Annotated in this window: 20 protein-coding genes and 1 riboswitch; of the genes, 17 read left to right on the top strand and 3 right to left on the bottom strand. The window is 43.9% G+C overall.

Features of this window, described 5'->3' with window-relative positions; translation table 11 throughout:
• Positions 1-117: 117 nt before the first annotated feature.
• Positions 118-777 (bottom strand): DNA-3-methyladenine glycosylase family protein, encoded by a 660-nt coding sequence (locus VK097_RS07785; RefSeq protein ID WP_324211240.1) that lies wholly within the window; start codon positions 775-777, stop codon positions 118-120.
• Between the two features lie 288 nt (positions 778-1,065).
• Between VK097_RS07785 and VK097_RS07780 the strand changes: the two genes are divergently transcribed.
• The 7 genes from VK097_RS07780 (at position 1,066) to VK097_RS07750 (ending at position 8,794) form a co-directional block, all read left to right on the top strand.
• Positions 1,066-2,280, top strand: coding sequence for an NAD(P)/FAD-dependent oxidoreductase (locus VK097_RS07780; protein ID WP_324211239.1), 1,215 nt, complete (start codon positions 1,066-1,068; stop codon positions 2,278-2,280).
• A gap of 287 nt (positions 2,281-2,567) precedes the next feature.
• Positions 2,568-2,819 (top strand): hypothetical protein, encoded by a 252-nt coding sequence (locus VK097_RS07775; RefSeq protein WP_324211238.1) that lies wholly within the window; start codon positions 2,568-2,570, stop codon positions 2,817-2,819.
• 95 nt (positions 2,820-2,914) lie between these two features.
• Positions 2,915-3,739, top strand: coding sequence for a VanW family protein (locus tag VK097_RS07770; protein WP_324211237.1), 825 nt, complete (start codon positions 2,915-2,917; stop codon positions 3,737-3,739).
• A gap of 74 nt (positions 3,740-3,813) precedes the next feature.
• A complete protein-coding gene (locus VK097_RS07765) occupies positions 3,814-4,923 on the top strand; it encodes a tetratricopeptide repeat protein (RefSeq protein ID WP_324211236.1) in 1,110 nt (369 codons plus the stop codon).
• A gap of 226 nt (positions 4,924-5,149) precedes the next feature.
• Positions 5,150-5,761: a nitroreductase family protein gene (locus VK097_RS07760; protein ID WP_324211266.1), complete on the top strand. Its 612-nt coding sequence runs from the start codon at positions 5,150-5,152 to the stop codon at positions 5,759-5,761.
• The gene (locus VK097_RS07755) at positions 5,758-6,765 is read left to right on the top strand and encodes an ABC transporter substrate-binding protein (RefSeq protein ID WP_324211235.1); all 1,008 of its coding nucleotides are present in this window, start codon (positions 5,758-5,760) and stop codon (positions 6,763-6,765) included. The genes VK097_RS07760 and VK097_RS07755 overlap by 4 nt, the downstream gene beginning before the upstream one ends.
• A gap of 4 nt (positions 6,766-6,769) precedes the next feature.
• A complete protein-coding gene (locus tag VK097_RS07750; RefSeq protein ID WP_324211234.1) occupies positions 6,770-8,794 on the top strand; it encodes an iron ABC transporter permease in 2,025 nt (674 codons plus the stop codon).
• A 321-nt stretch (positions 8,795-9,115) separates the two neighbouring features.
• Here VK097_RS07750 and VK097_RS07745 read toward each other — a convergent pair whose 3' ends face one another.
• Together VK097_RS07745 and VK097_RS07740 are read right to left on the bottom strand one after the other, a co-directional pair.
• Positions 9,116-11,074 carry an aconitate hydratase gene (locus VK097_RS07745; protein ID WP_324211233.1) on the bottom strand — a complete coding sequence of 653 codons (1,959 nt, stop codon included), beginning with the start codon at positions 11,072-11,074 and terminating at the stop codon, positions 9,116-9,118.
• A 381-nt stretch (positions 11,075-11,455) separates the two neighbouring features.
• Positions 11,456-11,986 (bottom strand): YceI family protein, encoded by a 531-nt coding sequence (locus VK097_RS07740; RefSeq protein WP_324211232.1) that lies wholly within the window; start codon positions 11,984-11,986, stop codon positions 11,456-11,458.
• Positions 11,987-12,156: 170 nt separating this feature from the next.
• On the opposite strand from VK097_RS07740, the gene VK097_RS07735 reads away from it, so the two are divergent.
• The 10 genes from VK097_RS07735 (at position 12,157) to VK097_RS07690 (ending at position 22,609) form a co-directional block, all read left to right on the top strand.
• Complete coding sequence (locus VK097_RS07735) at positions 12,157-12,615, top strand: DUF6884 domain-containing protein (RefSeq protein WP_324211231.1); 459 nt, start codon at positions 12,157-12,159, stop codon at positions 12,613-12,615.
• 43 nt (positions 12,616-12,658) lie between these two features.
• Positions 12,659-12,988, top strand: a complete 330-nt coding sequence (locus VK097_RS07730) for a hypothetical protein (protein ID WP_324211230.1) — start codon at positions 12,659-12,661, stop codon at positions 12,986-12,988.
• A gap of 149 nt (positions 12,989-13,137) precedes the next feature.
• Positions 13,138-13,374, top strand: a complete 237-nt coding sequence (locus VK097_RS07725) for a phage holin (protein WP_324211229.1) — start codon at positions 13,138-13,140, stop codon at positions 13,372-13,374.
• Positions 13,375-13,453: 79 nt separating this feature from the next.
• A riboswitch (TPP riboswitch) is annotated at positions 13,454-13,557 on the top strand.
• A 113-nt stretch (positions 13,558-13,670) separates the two neighbouring features.
• On the top strand, positions 13,671-14,243 hold the full coding sequence (gene thiT, locus VK097_RS07720) for an energy-coupled thiamine transporter ThiT (RefSeq protein ID WP_324211228.1): 573 nt from the start codon (positions 13,671-13,673) through the stop codon (positions 14,241-14,243).
• A 140-nt stretch (positions 14,244-14,383) separates the two neighbouring features.
• A complete protein-coding gene (locus tag VK097_RS07715; protein WP_324211227.1) occupies positions 14,384-14,515 on the top strand; it encodes a hypothetical protein in 132 nt (43 codons plus the stop codon).
• A gap of 116 nt (positions 14,516-14,631) precedes the next feature.
• Positions 14,632-16,053: a hypothetical protein gene (locus VK097_RS07710; RefSeq protein ID WP_324211226.1), complete on the top strand. Its 1,422-nt coding sequence runs from the start codon at positions 14,632-14,634 to the stop codon at positions 16,051-16,053.
• Positions 16,054-16,152: 99 nt separating this feature from the next.
• Positions 16,153-17,532, top strand: coding sequence for a Glu/Leu/Phe/Val family dehydrogenase (locus tag VK097_RS07705; RefSeq protein WP_324211225.1), 1,380 nt, complete (start codon positions 16,153-16,155; stop codon positions 17,530-17,532).
• Between the two features lie 207 nt (positions 17,533-17,739).
• Positions 17,740-19,011 carry an L-lactate MFS transporter gene (locus tag VK097_RS07700; protein WP_324211224.1) on the top strand — a complete coding sequence of 424 codons (1,272 nt, stop codon included), beginning with the start codon at positions 17,740-17,742 and terminating at the stop codon, positions 19,009-19,011.
• A 186-nt stretch (positions 19,012-19,197) separates the two neighbouring features.
• Positions 19,198-22,149, top strand: coding sequence for a formate dehydrogenase subunit alpha (gene fdhF, locus VK097_RS07695; protein WP_324211223.1), 2,952 nt, complete (start codon positions 19,198-19,200; stop codon positions 22,147-22,149).
• The gene (locus VK097_RS07690; RefSeq protein WP_324211222.1) at positions 22,142-22,609 is read left to right on the top strand and encodes a helical membrane plugin domain-containing protein; all 468 of its coding nucleotides are present in this window, start codon (positions 22,142-22,144) and stop codon (positions 22,607-22,609) included. Before fdhF ends, VK097_RS07690 begins: the two co-directional genes overlap by 8 nt.
• The last annotated feature ends 97 nt before the right edge of the window (positions 22,610-22,706 follow it).

The raw sequence follows: 22,706 nt of genomic DNA, 5'->3' as shown, positions 1-22,706 counted from the left end.
TTTCAGGGCAGCTTGCCCCGCACCCCGCCGGGAGTTCCCACTGATGAAGGTTCGAAATGCTAAAGTACACAAATTTGATATTTTGCAGATTACCGGGTGCCAGCCGTCAATGAATTGCTAATATCTCTTGATCTCATCAATCGACTGATATTTCTTATCAAAACCTAAATGAACGACTTCCCATAAATAAAACGAAGCGATAGTCAAATGGGGGTCCCAAACAGGTTTTTTATCAAGTAAAACCCGTCGGCGTTCAGACTTATCCACTTCATACAGCCACTTTGCGCCGCGCTGGATGCCGATATCATCAACAGCGAGAACATTCATCCTGCCGAGTGAAAAAATCAAAAACATCTCAGCCGTCCATTTTCCGATGCCCTTAATACTTGTCAGCAGTTTGATGGCCGATGTATTATCCATATCATTCATTTGGTTAAAGTTAATTGTGTTGTCATACGCTTTAGCGGTCAAGTCGCGCAAATATTTAATTTTTTGCCGGGAAAGGCCGGTTGTCCGCAACTGTTCATCGGATACCTCCAAAATAGCTGCCGGTTCAATACGATTCTCAAATAACGTTTCAAGACGTCCGAAAATGGTGCTTGCAGCCTGCACCGAAATTTGCTGGCCTACAATTGAGCGGACCAATGATTTGAAAAAGTCAGGGCGTGTCGAAACTGTTACATTCCCGACAATTTCTATTAGTTTATTCATTTGCGGATCGGACTCTCCCAACTCTTTAACAGCACTGTCATGTCGGTCAATCACAATTGTTCCCATAAGTCACCTCAAGCTAAGTTTATCCCGCCTTAAGGGGCAGTAAGGTCCCATTCCGGGTTTTCAGGAAGACCCGGGACAAGCATTCTGTTAATCTATAACATTCAGTGGGGAAAAAGCGCCCCGCTGAATGTAGTTTCACTTTAAATGATTTTAGTGTTTTTGACAAAAAACGGGTGTCAATGTATTGAATTGCTAGCCTAAATAGGGTAGATTTGATATGATAAATTTGACATGAAATATGCATCTTAACAGAGAGGCTTTAAACCAATCAGGAAAGGTGGAAGTTATATGAGTAAACCCAAAATAGTCGTTCTTGGCGCCGGTTATGCCGGAATGATGACCACAAAACGATTAATGCAAAAATTAAGTCCTGAAGAAGCGGAGTTGGTGCTCGTTAATAAGCATAACTACCATTATCAGACTACATGGCTGCATGAGGTGGCCGCCGGGACAAGAAATCAAAATCAGGCACGCATGATGATCAGTGACGTGATTAATCCGAGCCGTGTCAACTTGATTTACGATGAAGTTGTCGACGTGAAAAAAGACGAGAATCGTGTTGTCCTGAAAAACAGTGAGATTACATACGATTATCTTGTCATTTCCCTCGGGTTCGAAACGAATACATTCGGCATTAAAGGCATGGAGAAAAATGCGTTTTCCATTACTGATATCGACTCCAGCCGTATGATCCGCGAGCATATCGAGTATCAATTTGCGAAATACAGTACGGCCAAAAATCCAAAAGATGAAGATCTGGCAATTCTTGTCGGCGGCGGCGGTTTTACCGGCATCGAATTTGCCGGTGAACTGGTTGAGAAGGTACCGGAACTTTGCAAAAAATATGATATTGACCGCAGCAAAGTCCGTATCATTAATGTTGAAGCTATGCCGCGCGTGTTGCCTGGTTTTGATGATGACCTCGTCGCATATGCCAAGAAGTCTCTGGGTGACGGCGGTGTTGAATTCAGAGAAGGTGCAAAAATCTCTGAGTGCAAGAAAAACAGCTTTGTTATTGGTGATGGTGATGACGCTGAAGAAATCAAAGCCGGAACCATCGTCTGGACTGGCGGTGTAACAGGAAGTTCCATATTATCTAAATCCGGTTTTGAAATTACAAAAGGAAAAGTGACAGTGGACGGGGACATGCGTGCACCGGGCGAAGAAAATATCTTCATCCTTGGTGACTGTGCATGGGTTATGAACGAAGAAGAAGGAAAACCATTCCCGCCGACTGCACAAGCAGCCATGCAGCATGCTGATACATGCTCGGACAATCTAAAAGCGCTGTTGCGTCATGAACCATTAAGTAAATTCGTGTTTGATGATAAAGGTACTGTAGCTTCTCTTGGCAGTAAAGATGCTATGGGCACGGTATTCAGTGACAATAAATTGTATGGCAAACCCGCAGTATCCATGAAAAAAGTAATCGACAACCGCTACCTCTTCTTGCTTGGCGGACCGAAACTTATCTTGAAAAAAGGAAAACTACGCATGCTTTAATCAATTGAGGAGGGACATTTTCATGAAAAACGGAATATTATATGTGTTTTTGCTGGCACTTGCAGCAGTTGTAGGGTACACAGCGGCTACACGTTCGCTTGAGGACACAAGGGATTTCCGTTAATTGACGGAAGCCTGTACATGTAACCATCCTTGCCTCGCAGGCGGGGTGGTTTTTTGTATCTTCTATGAGTACACGGGGACATCCACTTTTGTTATTAAATTGTGATATATATCACGGTGTTCATGAAGTTATTCATATATAATAGCGATAGGGAGGTCTTATAATGAGTATTGAATTGATTGTTTTCCTGGTTGTTTTATTTATTGCCGCTATGGGCGGAACGTTTTTTGCATTTAAACAAGAAGAAAACAAAATGAAAAAGTATGAAGAGGAAGGCGACACGTCTGAAGAACAGTTAAGACGGTCACATGAATATGAATCATCTTCATTAAAATCCAATATACCCATACTACTGGCAATTTATGGGGTTACGATTGCAGCTTCCCTTATCGTCTTTGCGATTTATTTATTTTAATCTAAGTTTAGAAAACATTGTAGAAGGTCAGCTTTCAGTTTCAGCATTCATGTTTTTATCCTATTATCAAATACTACAGGACAGGAGGTGGTTGGATGATGACCGTTATCCTGTCCTTTTTATTGGCATCGGCGCCATTGACGGTTACCGACGATGATCAGGTGGTGGATAAAATCGTGAAAAAAGATTTTGAACTGTTTTATGCGGATCGGTTATGGGTGAACGATGCCAAGCTGGAACTGCAAATGGATGTTCTAAATGAAAAAATATATGAAGATCCTATTAATGCAAAATTGGATGAGGATGGACAAATCATAAAAGAAGAGCCAGGAAGAGCGCTTGACCGTCAGAAGTTCCACAAATTATTTTTGGGTTACTTTTATCAAGGAACACCTGAAGAGACAGCACTGCCTAAAAGGAAGGTCTATCCGCGGGTTGACAGCGAACTGCTTGCAGAAATCCGTGAACATAAGATTGGACACTACACGACAAATTTCAAAAAAAACAATGAAGAAAGGTCGCGAAATATCGAGCTGGCTGCCGAGGCGATTAATAATCATGTGGTTTTTCCGGGTGAGAGCTTTTCTTTTAACGATGTTGTTGGTAAACGCACGAAAGAAAAGGGCTATAAACGTGCGCCGGTTATTGTGAAAGGTGAACTGACCGAAGATATTGGCGGGGGAATTTGTCAGGTTTCATCGACACTATATAATGCGGTCAACTTGAAAAATATTGAGATAACAGAGCGTTATTCGCACAGCCGGAGTGTCCCTTATGTACCGCCCGGACGTGATGCAACCGTCAGCTGGTATGGCCCTGACTTCGCATTCACCAACAAGCACAAACGACCGATTCTGATACGTGCATCGGCTGACGATGGCAATATGACGATTGAAATTTTATCTTCAGAACCGTCATAATTTAGCGGGGTAAATCCCCGCTTTCATTTAACGGGGAATTTGGCTATAATTTAGAGGGGAGGGGAGTATTGGTTATGGCTATGGATATATTGAATTTGAATGATCATTTTCAGGATAATATGTCATCGAAATATAGGGAACAGCTTGAGGAGCTTTTGGAAGAGTTTAATCGCGAACACTATCCGAATGTCCTGTCAAAATCAGCAGATCTGCAGGCTGGAAGCGACTTGGATGGACAGCTTTCGGATAAATTGAAAATGGTCGATGCGATTTGCCACTCGGAAATCGGGGAAGGAAGAGCATCCTCCGAGATCATTTCCGAATTGTATGGTCACTCTGACATTGATTGGATGCTGCTTGGCGAATTGGCGTTCATGTGTGATTTTAAACTTGCCCGCCGTATTTTAAGCGCAGCTGTCAAGAAGATGGAAGACGATCATGAAGCCGATAGAATAAAATTGGCCCGTGGTTATCTAGTGCTGGCTGAAGCAGAGGAAAATCTGGAAAAATATGTGCGTGCCATCAAATATTTTAAACAAGGACTTGAATTTTTTCAGGAGGACGAAACACCTGATCAACATATGATTTTATACATTCATTTCAAAATCGGCATGATGTATTCAATGAAAAGAGAAACAGACGAATCACTTCATTACCTGACAAAAGTGATTGACATGGCCGGGGACACGAATCCGGACCTGAAAATCAACAGCCTGGTGACCATTGCGAAGACCTATGGCAGCAAGAATGATAACGAAAAAGCTTATCCATATCTGAAAGAGGCGCTCAAACTGCTGGAAGGGTCGTCACTGGAAGATGGAATGACCCATGCAGAGGCACTGACTGAGATGGCGTTTTATTACTTTCATGAGTCTAAATTGACTGAGGCAGTCTCATATTACGATGAGGCGATTGATATCTATAAACGTCTGCGGCATACATCGCACCGCAAACTTGGTATGATTTACATGCAATATGCGTATTGCCTTGAGCATATGGAACAGAACAGCATACAAAAAGCCGGGAAAAGCTATGAAAACGCCATCGAGCAGCTGGAGCTGACAAAAGATTGGGAACTTCTGGAAAATGCGCTTGCTGATGTGATTGCTTTTTATGATAATACCGGCAACCAGAGGAAGAAGCGCGAATATGAAAATAGATTCGTTAAAATGACGAATGCTTAAAAATATCTTGACAGGTCAGGTCATCCGACGTAATATTATAATTGATAATGAGAATCTTTTTCATTTATATCTCTTTTACAGGCAACGAGAACTCCGCTTTAATATTTTAAATAAATGAGTAAAGCTAAACAGGGTCAGTTGTCCGTAAATTCCCGGTTCGTTTTAACTAACATTCAGCGGGGAAAAACGCCGCTTGAATAAAGTTTCACTTTAATCTTTGAAGCAGGTGAGTGTCATCGATATTTTTGAAGTAATTCGGGGGAGACGAACCATTCTTCACTATCATCCCGAAGAAGTGGATAGAGAGTTACTGATTCACTTGTTTAATGAGGCGGCATATGCCCCGAACCATCAGTTGAAAGAACCCTGGAAAATTAAAATGTATGAGGGTGAATCGAGGTCAGCGTTTGGTGAAAAAATCGTTGACAGTTACATAAGACTCGGGCTCTTGGATTCGCTTACGGACGAAAAATTAAAACGTGCCCGGCAATCATATGATCGGTTTTTCCGATCCGTTCCGCACCATGCACTTTTTTATATGGAAAAGGAAGACGATGGTGGATACCTGGATGATGAGAATTATGCAGCGGTATGTGCATTCATTCAGAATTTCCAGCTTGCAGGATGGGCGAAGGGGATTGGGACAATGTGGACTGCCAAGCCAACACTTCGAGATGAAGTATTCATCAACGACATCGGCCTGTCACCTGAAAAACATCGGCTGGTGGCAGTTGTACAAATTGGTTATCCAAAATTAACCCCCCGCAGCAAAGGCCGGATGCCTGTGGAGGATTCCATCGAATGGTTTAACTGCGGGATGGAGGAGCGTGAATCATGAAGAAAATAGCGATTTTAGTTCTATTGTTGCTCATCGGGTTGTTAGCTGCATGCGGCAATAACGAGAGCACTGAACGGGAAGACAGTAATAAGGACAGCGGAGGCAGTGAAGACAGCAGCCAGTCAGTAACGATAGAAGACGCGATGGGTACCCAAACAATTGAACAAACACCTGAAAACATCGTTGCACTTGAATGGTCGTATGCTGAAAACCTGCTTGCTTTGGGTATTCAGCCGGCAGGTGTAGCCGATTTGGACGGCTTTGATCAGTGGGTGAATATCGATAAAGAATTCGATGAAAGTGTAGAGGACGTTGGGACACGGCAAGAACCAAATCTGGAAGCGATCAGACGCCAGGATCCGGACTTAATTATCGCGGTAAAATTCCGCCATGAGCAATATCTGGATCAGTTGAAAGAAATTGCGCCGGTGGTTACGTTTGCGCCCTATGGTGAAGAGGCAATTCAGGATCATTACGGCAACATGCTTAGTGAATTTAAAACAATGGCAAAAATAGTCGATAAAAAAGATGAGGCTGAGCAGGCTATTTCAGATTTAAATACATTTATCGATGAGCAAAGCCAGCGTGTTGCAGATGCAGGACTGAAAGGATCGCAATTTGTCGCAACACAGGCGTTCACGGCACAGAACACGCCGACATTACGCTTGTTCACAGATAATTCCATGGTAGGCAAAGTGATGAATAAACTCGGGTTTGAAAATGCTTATTCGGTCGATGAGCCGGAAGTATACGGGTATAGTGAGGTAACGGTGGAAGCACTGCAGAAGTTTCAGAATAAAGAGGACCTGCAATTTCTGTATATTGTTCAAGAGGAAGACAATATTTTTGAATCTGACTTTAAAGGAAACCCTGTCTGGGAAAATCTGAGTTTTGTTCAGAATGGCAATACACATCAACTGCCAGGTGATACGTGGACTTTCGGAGGTGTATTGTCTAATCAGGTGTTGGCCAAACAATTGGTGGATGCCATGGTAAAAGAGTGATTTGATGACTAATAATTTACGGAACTTAGTGATAGCGGTTCTCACCTTTGGAGGTGGAGCCGCGCTTTTGTGCATACTTACATTTATACATATTAACCAGGGAAGTGTCTCGCTAGCGCCCAGCACAGTTATTGATGCGATTATTGCCCCTGAGAATAATTTAGAACATCATACAGTCCGCACATTACGTCTCCCGCGTGCTATGATGGGCGTTATTGCCGGTGGTGCGCTTGCTGTATCGGGGGTCGTTCTGCAAACAGTAACGCGAAACCCGCTGTCATCGGCAAGTACGCTGGGAATTCATTCTGGTACGTATTTTGCGGTTGTATTCTGTACGGTGTTTTTCCCGGCAGCATTAATCGGGAATGGCATTGTTGTGGCATTTGCCGGCGGTGTGATAACATTTTTAATTGTGTTTACTCTCTCCGGCGGTAACAGGGCATCACCGGTTCGCATGGTATTGGCCGGTATGATTGTGACGTTTCTGTTTTCATCACTGACGAGTGTTCTGCAGATTTTTTATGAAAATGAAACAGCCGGCTTGTTTTTATGGGGATCCGGTACACTGGTGCAAAATGATTGGAGTGGTGTCCAATTTTCACTGCCGATTGTGGCAGCCGGTCTTCTGGTTATTTTATTAATGACTTTCAAGATGGACACGCTTAAGCTGGGGGATGATGTTGCGACTGCACTGGGGCAGAATGTGCACACAGTTAAATTTATTGCGGTCGGAGCAGCTGTACTGCTGACGTCTGTTACAGTCAGTGTCGTTGGCCCGATTGGATTTGTCGGTCTTGTGGCACCACATATCATTAAACTGATCGGCTATCGGAAACATTTGCCGCTTGTGATAGCGTCGTTTATTTGGGGAGCCAATGTCCTGCTGTTTGCGGATGTTTTGGCGCGTATTATTGATCCATCGTTTTCTGAACTGCCTGTTGGTGCCATCACCGCACTTATCGGAGCGCCGTGGCTGATTTATTTGGTTATGCAGATGAAAGGGTCTAAGTATGGAGATGAAAATGCCTCTATCATTGCCGGAAAAGCAACAGCAAAGATATCGCTGAAAGTTGTCATCCCCATTTTAGCTGTTATTATAGCTGTAACGATGTTCGTTAGTCTGGCATCCGGTAATTATGGGTTTGAACCGGTTCTACTATGGAACGCACTATTTGGGGAATCAGACGGTTTTATGCTTGGTCTGGTGATGGATTTACGCTTGCCCCGCGCTTTGGTCGCCTTGATCAGCGGGATGATTCTTGCTGTCAGCGGCTTGCTTTTTCAGGGGGTTCTGAGGAATCCGCTGGCAGATCCCTCGGTAATTGGCATTACTTCTGGTGCAGGAGTCGGGGCGCTGCTGACGATGTATGTTTTCAGTTTATCGGCTGCTTGGATTCCGATCGGAGCCATGGCCGGTTCATTTGTATTCTTCCTGTTTGTAATGCTTATGGCCATACGGGCACAATTTAAGCCGACTATCTTAGCACTGCTCGGTATTGGTGTGTCGGCTTTTGGTTCGGCAATTATTCAAATATTGGTCGTTCAGGCCGATATGGGTGTTGCTTCCGCTTTAACGTGGCTGTCAGGAACAACTTATGCCAGAGGCTGGTCAGAACTCATTAATTTATTGATTTGGCCTATTCTCATTTTGATGCCGTTGTTATTTATGCGGATTCGCATCCTTGATACATTATCTCTCGGGGATGATACGGCGAAAGGGCTTGGAGTCAATGTCATGCGCACACGGTTTCAGCTCGCATTAATAGCGACAGTACTGGCGGCGTTCAGCGTAGCAGCCGTTGGGTCGATTGGCTTTATCGGACTGATTGCGCCACATCTGTCCCGGCTGCTTGTCGGCTCATCAAACCAGCGGCTGCTGCCCGTGGCGATGCTTGTCGGGGGTGCGCTGCTGGTGGTTGCTGATGCACTTAGCCGCACACTGCTCGCACCAAATGAAATCCCATCCGGCATTTTGGTTGCCATTATCGGTGCACCATACTTCTTATGGTTAATGCGAAAACGGTCGTAAGTATAGCTGACATGAATAATGGAATTGAAAAACCCGTCTGCTCCCATTGAAAGGGAACAGGCGGGTTTTCTAGGTTAGGCTTTTTTCGTAAAAAGTGTTGCTTCTTCATAGTTGATATAAACTGCGACATAAACCAGAAGTTAGCGAGAATCTCTAACCACGCAGCTGGAATATACTCGCTTTCCGTGGGCTCATCAGCCGCCCGCGGAAAGCGGCGTGTATATCCGGAGCGGCAGAAGACGCACCAACTTATACCTTAAGTTATGTCGCAGTTTATGGACTTTGCGTCAAAGCAACAATTTTTTAGGAAGCAACCTTATATTATGACGTTGTATTTTGCTGGCGCTCTTTGATCCAGTTGATTAATCCGCCGCTCAGGACGACCTCGCGCTGACGTTCGGACAGATTATGTTCAGCAGTAATTTCATCACCGCTGTCTCCTACAGTCAGTTTTATATGGTCATCGTTTTTCACTTGGTTGCGCAAATCCTCAAAATGGAGGACTGTTTCTTGTTCAAGTTTTTCATAATCTTTTTCATTCGTAAACTTAAGCGGCAGGACACCGAAGTTTACAAGGTTCTGCCAGTGGATACGGGCGAAATCTTTTACAAGAACGGCGCGCAAGCCGAGGTAACGGGGCGCTAATGCTGCATGTTCACGGCTTGACCCTTGGCCGTAGTTAAATCCGCCGACAATGGCATGTCCGGATTTTTCTTTCGTCGCATTTGCCCGGTCAACATAAGTTGGGTCGACGATTTCATACGTGAACTTGCTGATTTCCGGCAGGTTACTGCGGTATGGCAGGACACGAGCGCCACCGGCAAGAATTTCGTCGGTAGAAATGTTTTCGCCGACTTTTAATAATACCGGCAGATCCAATGAATCCGGCAAACCGTCCATAGCCGGAATGGATGCTATATTTGGCCCTTTAACAAGTTCTTTGCTTTGTGCCTCTTCCGGCGGCAATGGTTTTTCAAGCAAGCGATCATCTACATTCGGCTCGCTTGGGTCAGTCACTTTCGGATAAGGAAAATCCATTGTTCTTGGGTCGGTAATTTCGCCGGTCAATGCAGATACTGCTGCTGTTTCCGGACCGGACAGGAATACACTGTCTTCTTTTGTGCCGGATCTGCCAGGGAAGTTACGCGGTGTTGTCCGTAAGCTGTTACGTCCTGATGCAGGCGCCTGCCCCATACCGATACAGCCGTTGCACCCGGCCTGGTGAAGTCTGGCGCCGGATTGCAAGAGGCTTGCAATATGCATCTCTTTCACAAGATTTGTAAGCATCTGTCTGGATGTCGGGTTGATATCGAATGATACGCCATTTGCTATGTTGCGGTTTTTTACGATTTCAGCCGCGACGGCGAAGTCCCCATATCCCGGATTGGCTGATGAACCAATGTAAGATTGATAAATCGGGGTCCCGGCAAGTTCCCGGGCAGGAACGACATTTCCGGGGCTGGTTGGCTTGGCGACCAATGGTTCCAGTTCGGAAAGGTTGATTTCTTCATGCAGGTCATATTTGGCATCATCGTCAGCAATCAATTCAATCCAGTCATCCTCACGGTCCTGCATGGCTAAAAATCGCTTGACTTCATTGTCTGAAGGGAAGACAGTGGCTGTTGCGCCGAGTTCTGCTCCCATGTTGGCAATGACATGGCGATCCATTGCTGTCAGTTCATCAAGACCAGGACCGTAATACTCGATGATTTTTCCGACACCGCCTTTTACATCATGGCGTCTGAGCATTTCCAGAATAACGTCTTTCGCGCTTACCCAGTCCGGCAGTTTGCCAGTTAACTTGACACCCATTACTTCCGGCATTTTAATGTAAATCGGTTCGCCGGTAATGGCCATTGCTACGTCGATTCCGCCGGCGCCCATTGCGAGCATGCCCATGCATCCGTTCGCACATGTGTGACTGTCCGATCCAAGGAGCGTTTTTCCGGGTATAGCTAACCGCTGCATATGCACGGGGTGACTCACACCATTTCCGGGTCTTGAAAAGTACAGACCGAAACGCTGTGCCGCGCTCTCCAGAAACAGGTGATCATCCGGGTTTTTGTTGTCTTCCTGGATTAAGTTATGGTCAACATACTGTGCAGAGGCTTCGGTTTTGGCATAGTCCAGTCCCATAGCCTCCAGTTCGAGCATGACCATTGTTCCGGTGGCGTCCTGTGTCAGGGTCTGGTCAATCTGGAGACCAATTTCCGCGCCAGGCTTCATTTCGCCGGATAGAAGATGCTCCTTAATCAGTTTTTGTGTAACATTCAAAGCCAATGTACATCCTCCTTTGGAATTACCTCTATCTATGTCTATGATACCCCATACCCCCAAATAGGTAAAATCAAACAATTAACTTAGGATGCTTAGTAAAAACAAATTCAGTCAGCGGGGGCTTAAAGCGAAGTAATTAAAAGCAGTGTCCAACAGCTTTGCCTATTTTTATATATCAACAGTTCAAAACAAATCAGACAGCTGTTTTATCAAGTGTAGACGCTTTTTCGGAGATTCTATTATTCTTCTGTTGATTTATCCTATCTTCTGCAGATTCCTGGCTTCTTCTGCTGATATTCGCCATGATTCCACAGGTACCGAATCGTTTAATTTCCTAGACAATGAAAAAATGCCACCGTTATGGTGACATTTTTTTCAGCTATGTTATTTGTGTGCTTCAATTTCGAAAGTGATTTTAACTTCATCTGAGACCAATACGCCGCCTGTTTCCAATGCAGCGTTCCAAGTCAGGCCGAAATCTTTACGGTTGATGGTTGTTTCGCCGCTGAAACCGGCTACTGTATTACCGCTCATTGGGTCTTTGCTTTGTCCTTTATATACAACGTCAAGTGTCACTGGTTTTGTTGTGCCAATCATTGTCAAATCACCGGTAACATCATAGTTGCTTTCGGATTTTTTCTTAATGTCAGTTGCAACAAATGTTGCTTTTGGATGATTCTCAACATCGAAGAAATCTGCAGAACGCAAATGATCATCACGATCATTATTTCTTGTATTAATACTTGATACATCAATGTTCACTTCAATTTTTGAATCTGTCAGGTTCTCAGGATCTGTTTCGATGACGGCATCAAAGTCATCAAACGTACCTTTTGCCTTCGAAATCATCATATGCTTTACTGAAAATCCTACTTCGCTGTGTACTGTGTCAACATTAAAAGTTTCTCTTGCCATGTAAATCCCCTCCAATAGTTACTTTACGTAACCAAGTATATAATTATAAATAAATATTGTCAAGTAATTATTCAATATTTATTTTGAATTCAGTATAAAATTCCCGGGTCTATATTTCGCTAAACTTGTTTTTCGTGCTATACTTATTATTAGATTTGGAGTGGTTGATCATGGCAGAGTTGAGCATTATTCCATGCGGAAGGAAAAAGATCTGGGATAATCAGCCTGAACTCGGGGCGGTGTGTGCAGAAGATGCTTATATCGGTACACTGCATAGGCGGTCAAGACAATATGCGGAAATGTTCACAAATCAGTGGGTGATTCTTTCTGCCAAGCATGGTTTTTTGTTTGCCGATGATATTGTTGACGGCCAGTATGATGTGACGTTTGGCCAAAAAAGTGATGAGATTATAACATTTGATAGATTAACCAGGCAGGTAAAAGATAAGCAGCTGGATCAGTTCGAACGGCTTGTTGTTCTTACGGGTAAAAAATATAAACCCGTCATTAACGGGGCTTTCGCCAGTGATATCCCCCGGGTCTATCCCCTTGTGCAATACGACGGGATTGGGTACATATTGCAGGCGCTGAAACAATCAGTCGAAACAAATACGCCCATTCATGGATAGAGTGAAACGTCAGTCAGCGTGACGCTAAACAGGAGAAGATATAATGACACGACCTTTACTTATAGCACTTGTTTTAATTGGTTATATGATTTATGTTGCCTTTAAGCATAAGGAAACCTGGAAAAAATTATCGATGGCACAGATTGGCGGGGTGTTCATCACGTTTGTCGGGATCGTCAGTGTGTCGGCAGTCATTTTATTTTATGGCAGCCGCTCTATCACATCTGCCATTTCAGGTGAAATTACCGCCTTTGTTGTTCAATTCCTGGCCATCATCATTATTATTGCTGTTGCAGGAATCAGTTTCGCCGTTATAGCCGGTAAAATAACAAATGGCATTATTCCAATTCAGCGAAAACATCAGAAGAAATAACTAAACCCCGCACAGGACTGCTGAGGGTTTTTTAATATGGATGGAATAAAAGCGGTTACATGAATTTTTCGAATGACAGCCGTTCCAAAAAGCCGTCTGTCTGCACAAAATAATAGTGCGATCTGCAATGACAGATAGGGGGAAGAACTGTGGATAAAGGCACTGTTATACGAACATCAGCACTTGCTGTGGCGCTTATAAACCAGCTTCTCGTTATGTTCGGAAAATCGCCGCTTCCGATTGACGCTGAAATGGTCGAACAGACGATTTCATTTTTCTTTATATTGGTTACATCCGTTTGGGCATGGTTCAAAAATAACTATGTTACCGAAACAGGGAAGAAACAAAAGGAAGTATTAATCGAAAATAATTGTTATAAGGGTTAACATCTTATAGTCAACAAGAATTATTTGTAAACGTTTTATCAATACGTTATAATACAAACAGCAAAAAAAGCATGACATAGAAGCCTGCAGGGGGAGCCATTTGGCTGAGAGTGAACAGGTTGCTGTTCTGACCCTTCGAACCTGTTAGTTAATACTAACGCAGGAATGGTGGCTTTTTTGATGGATAGATAGCAATGTGAGCGGAGTTCCCATCAGGAAGCTTCCCCTTGGCATTGCTTTTTTTGTGTTCAAATTTAGCAGATGGCGTGACGCCATCAGCAAAGGGGAGGATTTTGATGCGTTCCAAACGTACGTTATTTTTGATTGAAGTTGCTGTTTTTACAGCTTTGGCACTTATGCTTGACATTATACCGTTTTTATCAATCAAGCTTTGGGCACAGGGCGGATCGGTGTCGCTCGCGATGATTCCGGTATTTATCATTGCTTATCGCTGGGGTATGAAAGGCGGGCTCCTATCAGGGTTTTTATGGGGAATTCTGCAAGTAGCTGTCGGCACCGGGTATGTGCTGCACCCGATACAGGGGTTTATTGATTATGCATTGGCCTTTACTGTAATCGGTTTTGCCGGTATTTTTGCAAAACAAGTCCAGCAAGCAGTTCAGTCAGGCAATACAAAAGTGTATCTCACGTATATAACACTCGGAGTGATTCTGGGAAGCATGCTCCGGTTTGCAGCCCATTTTGCAGCAGGGGTGGTATTCTTTGAATCCGCTGTGGATGCGCAGTCTGTCTGGGTTTACTCATTTCTGTATAACGCTTCCTATATCATTCCATCCATTATTATCAGCGTGATTGCAGTTTTCCTGCTGTTTCACAAACAGCCGCGAACGTTGCTGCTGGCAGCCTAGGAAAGTTTGTCATCCGTATTAATTTTGTTTTGTTCTCTGGGAACGATGAGACATTTAAAGATTCTGTATAAACAATAGTCCTTTTTGTATACAAAGGGCTATTTTTTATGTATATACTGGAAAGAGAAGGGAGGCATTTCATGCGCGAACTTATCGGACAGTGTCAGGAATGCGGTGCAAACGTTTATTGTGAGAATGGTTTTTTTGACGGAGTGCAGGAAAATGGCAAACTTCTGTGCAATGAATGTGCTGATGAGAAAGAATCGACATAGATAAACCTTAATATCGACAAGCTGGTCCCTCAGAATCATAATTTGAGGTGCAAATTTTCACCGCTTCCTTTCGATGTGCATAGGCTATAGCACAGTTCAGAAAGGAAGTGTTTGACGTGGAAATAACCCTTTCACATTGGCTATACGGTATATTCACATTAACGATCATTTTAACGATGATTTTCCGTAAGGGTGTTGTTCTGCCAACCTTATTGGGAACATTTATAGTCGCATGGGTTTATCAGGGCAGTATTGTTGATGGCTTCACCGCAATTTTTAATGCCAACCTCGTTGCAGCGAAAGAACTTTTCAATATCTTTCTGATCATTACTTTTATGATTGCTTTATTGTATTCCTTGCGGGATCTTGGTGCGGATAAGCGAATGATTCAGCCTATCCAGAAGTTAATGGTCAATGGACACATTTCGTTTTTTGTATTGGTGGCGGTAACCTACGTGATATCTTTGTTCTTTTGGCCGACGCCTGCCGTTCCATTGATTTGTGCACTGCTTGTACCGGCCGCCATCAGGTCGGGTCTTCCGGCAATGACTGCCGCCGTAGCAGTTGCATTGGCGGGGCAGGGGATGGCATTGTCCTCTGATTACATTGTGCAGGTTGCTCCAAATCTGTCGGCGTCATCAGCGGGCATTGATACTGCACTTGTAGCGGATAAAGCAATTATTTTGTCACTGATTGCCGGAGGTGTTGCCATTGGAACAGCATACATCTTGTATCGGAAAACCATCCGTTCAACAAACAGTGAACAGAATGAAATTGAAATGAACCAGATACAAATGGAAAAAGAATCCGAAAACAAAGCAAAGTCAGCTCATTTAAACACGTGGAGCAGAGTGTTTGCGGTATTGGTTCCGGTATCTCTCTTGGCTGTTGTTATTTTCATGATGTACACAAAGCTTAATTCAGGCAGAATGACGGGGTTTGAAGGCGGGGATGGCGCAGCATTCGTCGGTGGTGTTGCTGTCATATTGCTGCTGTTGTCCACGATAGCATTCGGGCGTCAAAAAGCTTTGGACTACATTACAAACCACATTACAGAAGGGTTTGTCTTTGCATTTAAAGCAATGGGACCGGTTATCCCAATTGCAGGGTTCTTTTTCATGGGCAGTTCGGATTTTTCAGCAAACATTCTTGGTATCGAAGAAAATGCGCCCGGGTTCCTCTTTGATCTGGTTGAAGCTTCCCAGGGCTATTTGCCGGAAAGTGCGCTGCTCACGGTCTTTAGTATCCTGATTATTGGGATTATCACCGGGCTTGACGGTTCCGGTTTTTCCGGTTTGCCGCTGACCGGCGCACTGGCTGCATCGCTGGAAACCGCATCGGTTGATGCCGGTACACTCGCGGCCATCGGACAGATGGGATCAATCTGGACCGGAGGCGGAACGATAGTCGCCTGGTCTTCACTGATCGCAATTGCCGGTTTTTGTGGGGTCTCCGTTATGGAACTGGTCAGGAAAAACTTCGTGCCGGTGATACTCGGGTTATTCGCTGCTGCTATTCTTGCATTAGTCATATTCTAGCAATCATTCTGTAAAAATGTTAAGATTTTGTGATAAACGGTTATATGTAATATGAGTGAACCACCAACCATCCAAATAACAAAGACAGAAGGTGATAATATGGGGAACAGTACAGAAGCAATTGTCCAGGAATCATTGGATGCTCTGATGGAAGACCAATCATTTTTGCCGGAACTGAAAGATTTGGACCGGAAGAAAGCTTTTTCCTCCTTGCATTCAATTCTATCGACACCGGACCACGTCAACAAATCTTTTTTGCGGATTTCGCTTGAAAACGGCGAAGTCGAACGGATTCCTGCCTTTCGGGTGCAGCATAATAAAATGTTGGGACCTTATAAAGGAGGAATTCGTTTTCACCAAACAGTTTCTGAAGAAGAAGTGAGTAATTTCGCAGCACTTATGACATTGAAAAATGCATTGCACGAAGTTCCATTTGGCGGCGGGAAAGGCGGTGTTATTATAAACCCGAGAGAATACTCGGCAAAGGAACTGAATTTGATCTGCAAAAAATACGTGCAAAATTTCAATGAAAACCTTGGGCCGGATAAGGATATACCGGCACCGGACTTGGGAACCGGTGAACGGGAAATGGACTGGATGATGGGAGAATATAAAAACATCCATCCGGGTCTGCCGTACAGAGGCAGTTTCACCGGCAAAAGTGTTATAAATGGCGGTTCACTGGGCCGAAGAAAAGCAACCGGCAAAGGGGTTTACCTTTCTTTCCGTTACATGTTGAACGATTTTGTGAAAAAACAGGAAAAATGGCTTTCTGAAAGGGATAACAGATTTGCCAGAACCGCACTGGAACATGTCGATAAACCGTTATCGATTGCTGTGCAAGGGTTTGGCAATGTCGGTTCGGTTGCAGCGCTTGAAGCATATCAGTGCACCTATTTGAAAAATAAAGTGGTGGCTGTCAGTGACCATAACGTCACATTGTATAATTCGGAGGGCCTTGACATTCCGAACCTGGTTGAATATGCAAGCAATCATGAGGGCGACTTGCCGACAAATGAAGAACAGTTGGGTAAAGCAGAAGTTAAGGCGATTATCCGGAATCGTGACGATCTGCTGACAATGGATACAGATGTGTTAATCCTGGCTGCTCTGGAATCGCAAATTCATCAGGAAAATGTGAAAGATGTTAAAGCACGAATCATTGTTGAGGGTGCGAATGCCCCGATTACAAGGGAGGCTGACCAATACTTAAGTGATAATGGAGTCATCATCATACCGGACATTCTCGCAAATGCCGGCGGTGCGATTGTATCATATCTGGAATGGCTGCAGGGCAGGGACACACAATTTCTGAGTGAAGAGCAAGTATATGAACAAATGTATGATAAAATGAAACATACGTATGACACGATTTTTCCTGAATTCTATGGCGACCCGTTCCCGCTTAGACAAAATTGTTATATTCATGCAGTGATGAAAATTTCCACCATCATTTATCGGCAAGGGAAATTATTCTAAAACTGCGCATTGAAAAAGGCATTCTTTACAGGATGCCTTTTCATGTGTTCGGAAAAGTTTGACATGCTTAATTATACATGATAGTTTGTTTTTAAATATTTTTGAATAGATGATGTATTACGAAAATATGATTGTAAGCATGATGGATTTGAATATAAATTTTTGGGGGTATTTTGTAACCGATTACATAAATTTGGGAGGGGTAGCATGGAGAAAGTGAAAAATCGTTGGCTGATTGCTTTGTCAGGGGTTGGCATACATATTTGTATAGGCTCAGCGTATGCGTGGAGTGTATTTACAAACCCAATGGCTAATGAGTTTGGCTGGAGCACAAGCCAGATTTCATTAGCCTTCAGTATTGCCATCTTTTTGCTGGGGTTCTCAGCAGCTTTCATGGGAAAGTTTGTTGAGAAACGTGGACCTCGTATATCCGGTATGTTATCTGCTTTGTTCTTTGGAGCAGGTGTCATGGGTACAGGGCTTGCGACTGCTTTTGAATCACTGACCTTATTGTATTTTTTTTATGGTATCATCGGCGGAATTGGACTTGGTATCGGTTATATAGCACCAGTATCAACGCTTGTAAAGTGGTTTCCTGATCACCGGGGGCTGGCAACAGGACTTGCTATTATGGGGTTTGGTTTTGCGTCGCTGATCAGTGGTCCTGCAGGAGAGGCTTTGGTCAGTTCAGTAGGGATATCAAATGCGTTTTATATTTTGGGAGCAAGCTATCTCGTCATTATGATGGCTGCATCACAATATTTGGCTCCGCCTCCTGAAGGATGGAAACCCCGAGGAATGAGGGATGAAGAAGCTGATGACGCGAAGAATGAAAATGCGGATCTTTCGCAAATGACTGCCAATCAGGCAATTAAAACAAAACCTTTTTGGATGTTGTGGATGATGTTATTTCTTAATGTTACGACAGGTATTGCCATCATCTCGGTTGCATCCCCAATTGGGCAGGAAATGACTGGAATGTCCGCTGTTACAGCTGCAACAATGGTAGGGATAATGGGGCTGTTCAATGGTGCAGGCAGACTCGGATGGGCTGCTGTTTCGGATTATATTGGAAGACCGAATGTATACACCATATTTTTTATTATCGGGATTGTCTCATACTTTTTACTTCCGGTTATAACATCGGTCATTTTATTTCAAATTTTCGTGTATGCTATTGTTTCTTGCTATGGCGGAGGGTTTTCGTCGGTCCCGGCTTATATCGGTGACCTATTCGGTACCAGACAGCTTGGTGCAATACATGGCTATATCTTAACTGCTTGGGCGGTTGCAGGTGTCGTCGGGCCAATGCTGCTGTCATTGATCTATGATAATACAAATAGCTATCAATTGGTATTGATTATATTTGGCGTAATGCATGTTATTTCCCTATTAATTTCGCTTTGGATAAGAGTCATAATGCGGAAAATGAAAGAAGAAAAATTGAATATGGATAAGTCACAGGCTTCAAATTTTTAAGTCAAACAGAACCTAGGTTTAATTGTTTTTTAAAAGATATGAACTGTCTTTAAAAAGTGTTTTGCTTTTTCTTTTTCATTGATATGTTATAATATTTAAAAAATATAAAAATATATATTCATCGGATAAAATTAGATTATACGCGCTTTTGTAAGGGGATTCATCATATTTTTTGGAGGGGATAAAATGCAGGATCAGGAACATGTCGTGGTTACGATTGACGGGGAAGAATACCTGGCAGCTCCCGGGCAGAATCTGCTTGATCTAATTAACACAACAGGTAAATTTGTACCGCAAATCTGCTACAATGAATCACTTGGTCCCATACAGACATGTGACACGTGTATGATTAAAGTGGATGAATCGATTGTACGTGCCTGTGGAACCACCGTTGAAGCCGGCATGGAAGTGAATACTGAAATCGAACCAGTCAATGCAGCGCAGCAGGAAGCACTTGATCGTATTCTCGAAAATCATGAAATGTATTGTACTGTTTGTGATTACAATAATGGAACATGCGAAATTCATAATACGGTGGCGGAATTTGGTCTTGAACACCAGTCACGGCCGTTTGAGCCAAAGCCTTATGATATCGATGATTCAAGTCCTTTTTACCGTTATGATCCCGATCAGTGCATCCTGTGCGGACGTTGTGTGGAAGTCTGTCAGGATGTTCAGGTGAATGAAACGCTGCTGATTGACTGGGAGCGTGAACAACCGCGTGTCGTCTGGGATAATGATGTCCCAATCGATGAGTCTTCATGTGTCAGCTGCGGGCAATGTGTAACCGTCTGTCCGTGTAATGCGCTGATCGAGACGCCAATGGTTGGAGAGGCAGGTTATATGACTGATCATGAGCCGGGATTGCTGCGTTCCATGATTGAAGTAACCAAGAAGGCGGAACCTGGTTATGGACCGTTATTTGCTGTTTCCGACACAGAGGCATCAATGCGTGAGGAGCGCATTGAAAAAACCAAGACCGTGTGTACATACTGTGGTGTCGGATGCACATTTGACGTCTGGACAAAAGATCGTAAAGTATTGAAGGTCGAGCCGCAGCAGGATTCTCCTGCAAACGGTATTTCAACATGTGTGAAAGGGAAGTTTGGCTGGGATTACGTGAACTCGGAGGAGCGGCTGACAAAACCGCTGATCCGTGAAGGAGACTCTTTTGTCGAGGTTGAGTGGGATGAAGCACTGGAGTATACAGCAAAGCGCTTTGCTGACATTAAAACTGAAAAAGGTTCAGACGCTTTAGGATTTATTGCTTCATCAAAGGCTACCAACGAAGAATCGTACGCCATGCAGAAACTGGCACGTCAAGTGATTGGCACTAACAATGTGGACAATTGCTCGCGCTATTGTCAGTCACCTGCAACGAAAGGGCTTTTCCGCACAGTCGGACATGGCGGCGACTCCGGTTCGATTGATGATATTGCAGAAGCCGATATGGTCATCACAATCGGGTCCAACACAGCAGAATCTCATCCGGTACTGGCCTCACGGATTAAACGCTCACAAAAATTATTCGGACAGAAGCTGTATGTGTTTGACTTGCGGAAACATGAAATGGGACAGCGTGCTGATAAGTTCTTTCAGCCGAAAAGCGGCACAGATCTCGTATGGCTGTCGGCGGTAACGAAATACATTATTGATCAGGGCTGGGAAAACCGTGAATTTATTAACAAGTGGGTAAACGATTTTGATGCGTACAAAGAATCCCTGGAAAAATTCACATTAGAATATGCTGAGGAATTATCAGGCATTTCCAAAGATGAACTGAAACAAATTGCCGAGCAAATTGCCAGTGTCGATAAGCTGGCGATTTGCTGGGCGATGGGGGTAACACAGCACCAGCTTGGCAGTGATACAAGCACAGCCATTTCCAATCTGCTGCTGGTCACTGGCAATTATATGCGGAATGGAACCGGTGCTTATCCACTGCGCGGTCATAATAATGTTCAGGGATGCAGTGATTTCGGAAGTATGCCGGATTTTTTCCCGGGTTATGAAAAAGTTGCTGACGATGATGTCCGAAAGCGGTATGAAGATGCATGGGGTGTGGACATTCCAGCAGACCCCGGAAAAGACAACCATGAAATGATTGGGGCGATTCATGAAGGAGAGCTAGATTCACTGTATGTCCTTGGTGAGGACACCGGGATTGTTGATGCCAATATCAATTACGTGACAGCTGCTTTTGAAAAGTTGGAATTCTTCGTGGTTCAGGACCTGTTTTTAACGGAAACAGCGAAATATGCCGATGTTATTTTACCTGCTGTTCCAAGCCTTGAAAAAGAAGGGACGTTTACAAATACGGAAAGGCGGATCCAGCGTCTATATCAAGCTCTTGATCCTGTCGGCGATTCCAGACCGGATTGGGCGATCATCATGGATTTGGCAGCGAGGCTCGGCTTTGAGTGGGGATATAACAGTCCATCTGACATTATGGATGAGTCCGCATCACTTGCGCCATTATTTGCAGGTGTCAGTTATGACAGAATGACCGATTATAATAGTCTGCAATGGCCGGTTGCCGCAGATGGCACCGATACACCACTCCTGTTCACTGACGGATTTCCGTTTGATGATCATAAAGCGAAACTCTATCCACTGGATTATGAACTTATGTATGATACAAACGATGAATATGATCTTCATGTCAATAATGGAAGAGTGCTCGAACATTTTCATGAAGGCAATATGACTTATAAATCAGAAGCAATCTCGAGTAAAATGCCGAGTGCATTTATTGAAGTCGCGCCCGAGCTTGCGAAGGAGCGTGGCATCAACGAAGGTGCTGAAGTTAAGCTGATATCGGAAGCTGGTGAGGTGACCGGGCCGGTGCACATTACAGACAGAGTCAGCGGCAAGGAATTGTATTTACCGTTAAATGATAATGGCAGGACAGCCGTCAATTACTTAACCGACAATAGTGTTGATAAAGATACGAATACACCTGCTTTCAAAGAAATAGCCGTCAAAATGGAAGTCATCAAGAAAAAAGGAAAAAGTCCTCTTCCGCCAAATAATTACCGGCGGGGGAATCCGCAGCCGCAAATCGGTGTACAGCCTGAGCGGAAATGGGAACGAAACGACTATGAATTCCCGGGAAGTCAGGTGAAGCAGAATGGCTGAGCAAATTTCCAGGATTAAGCGCATGGAGGTATCTGAAGAAACCATTCGGGGGAGGAACCTTGATGAGGTCGTAAAGTCAGTCAGTGAAAATAAGGAAGCGATTTTAAAAGGGATCGATTTGCTGGAAGCCCTGAATCAAAGCGGGACACTGGATATGGTGAACGCATTTGTCAAACATCGTGAAGATGCATTGGAGTATGTAATGCGGGAGCTGAACAAGCCACAGTATTCAAGTATACTGGAAAACCTGACAAATCTGTTGTTGCTGTTGGGTGATATGAATATGGAGGATCTGCAGACATTTGCCGGCCGGTTGAATCACGGTGTGAGGGAAGCAGCTGCTTCAGAAGCAATGGAAAAAACATCATATATGGATTTGATAAAAGCATTAAAAGATCCTGAAATTAACCGAAGTATCACTATGCTGCTCCAATTTTTGCGCGGCATGGGAAAAGAATAGCCATGATTGCCCCCGGCAGCGTTCAGTATCGCTGCCGGGGGCAATTTTTAAAAGAAAAAGAATTCACAATATTTACTTTTAACTGTAATTAAAATAA

It is taken from the genome of Lentibacillus sp. (genome assembly GCF_035301675.1).
Taxonomy (GTDB): Bacteria; Bacillota; Bacilli; order Bacillales; family Amphibacillaceae; genus Lentibacillus.
The sequence above is the reverse complement of the archived record's forward strand: the minus strand, read 5'-3'. Positions and strand labels throughout refer to the sequence as shown.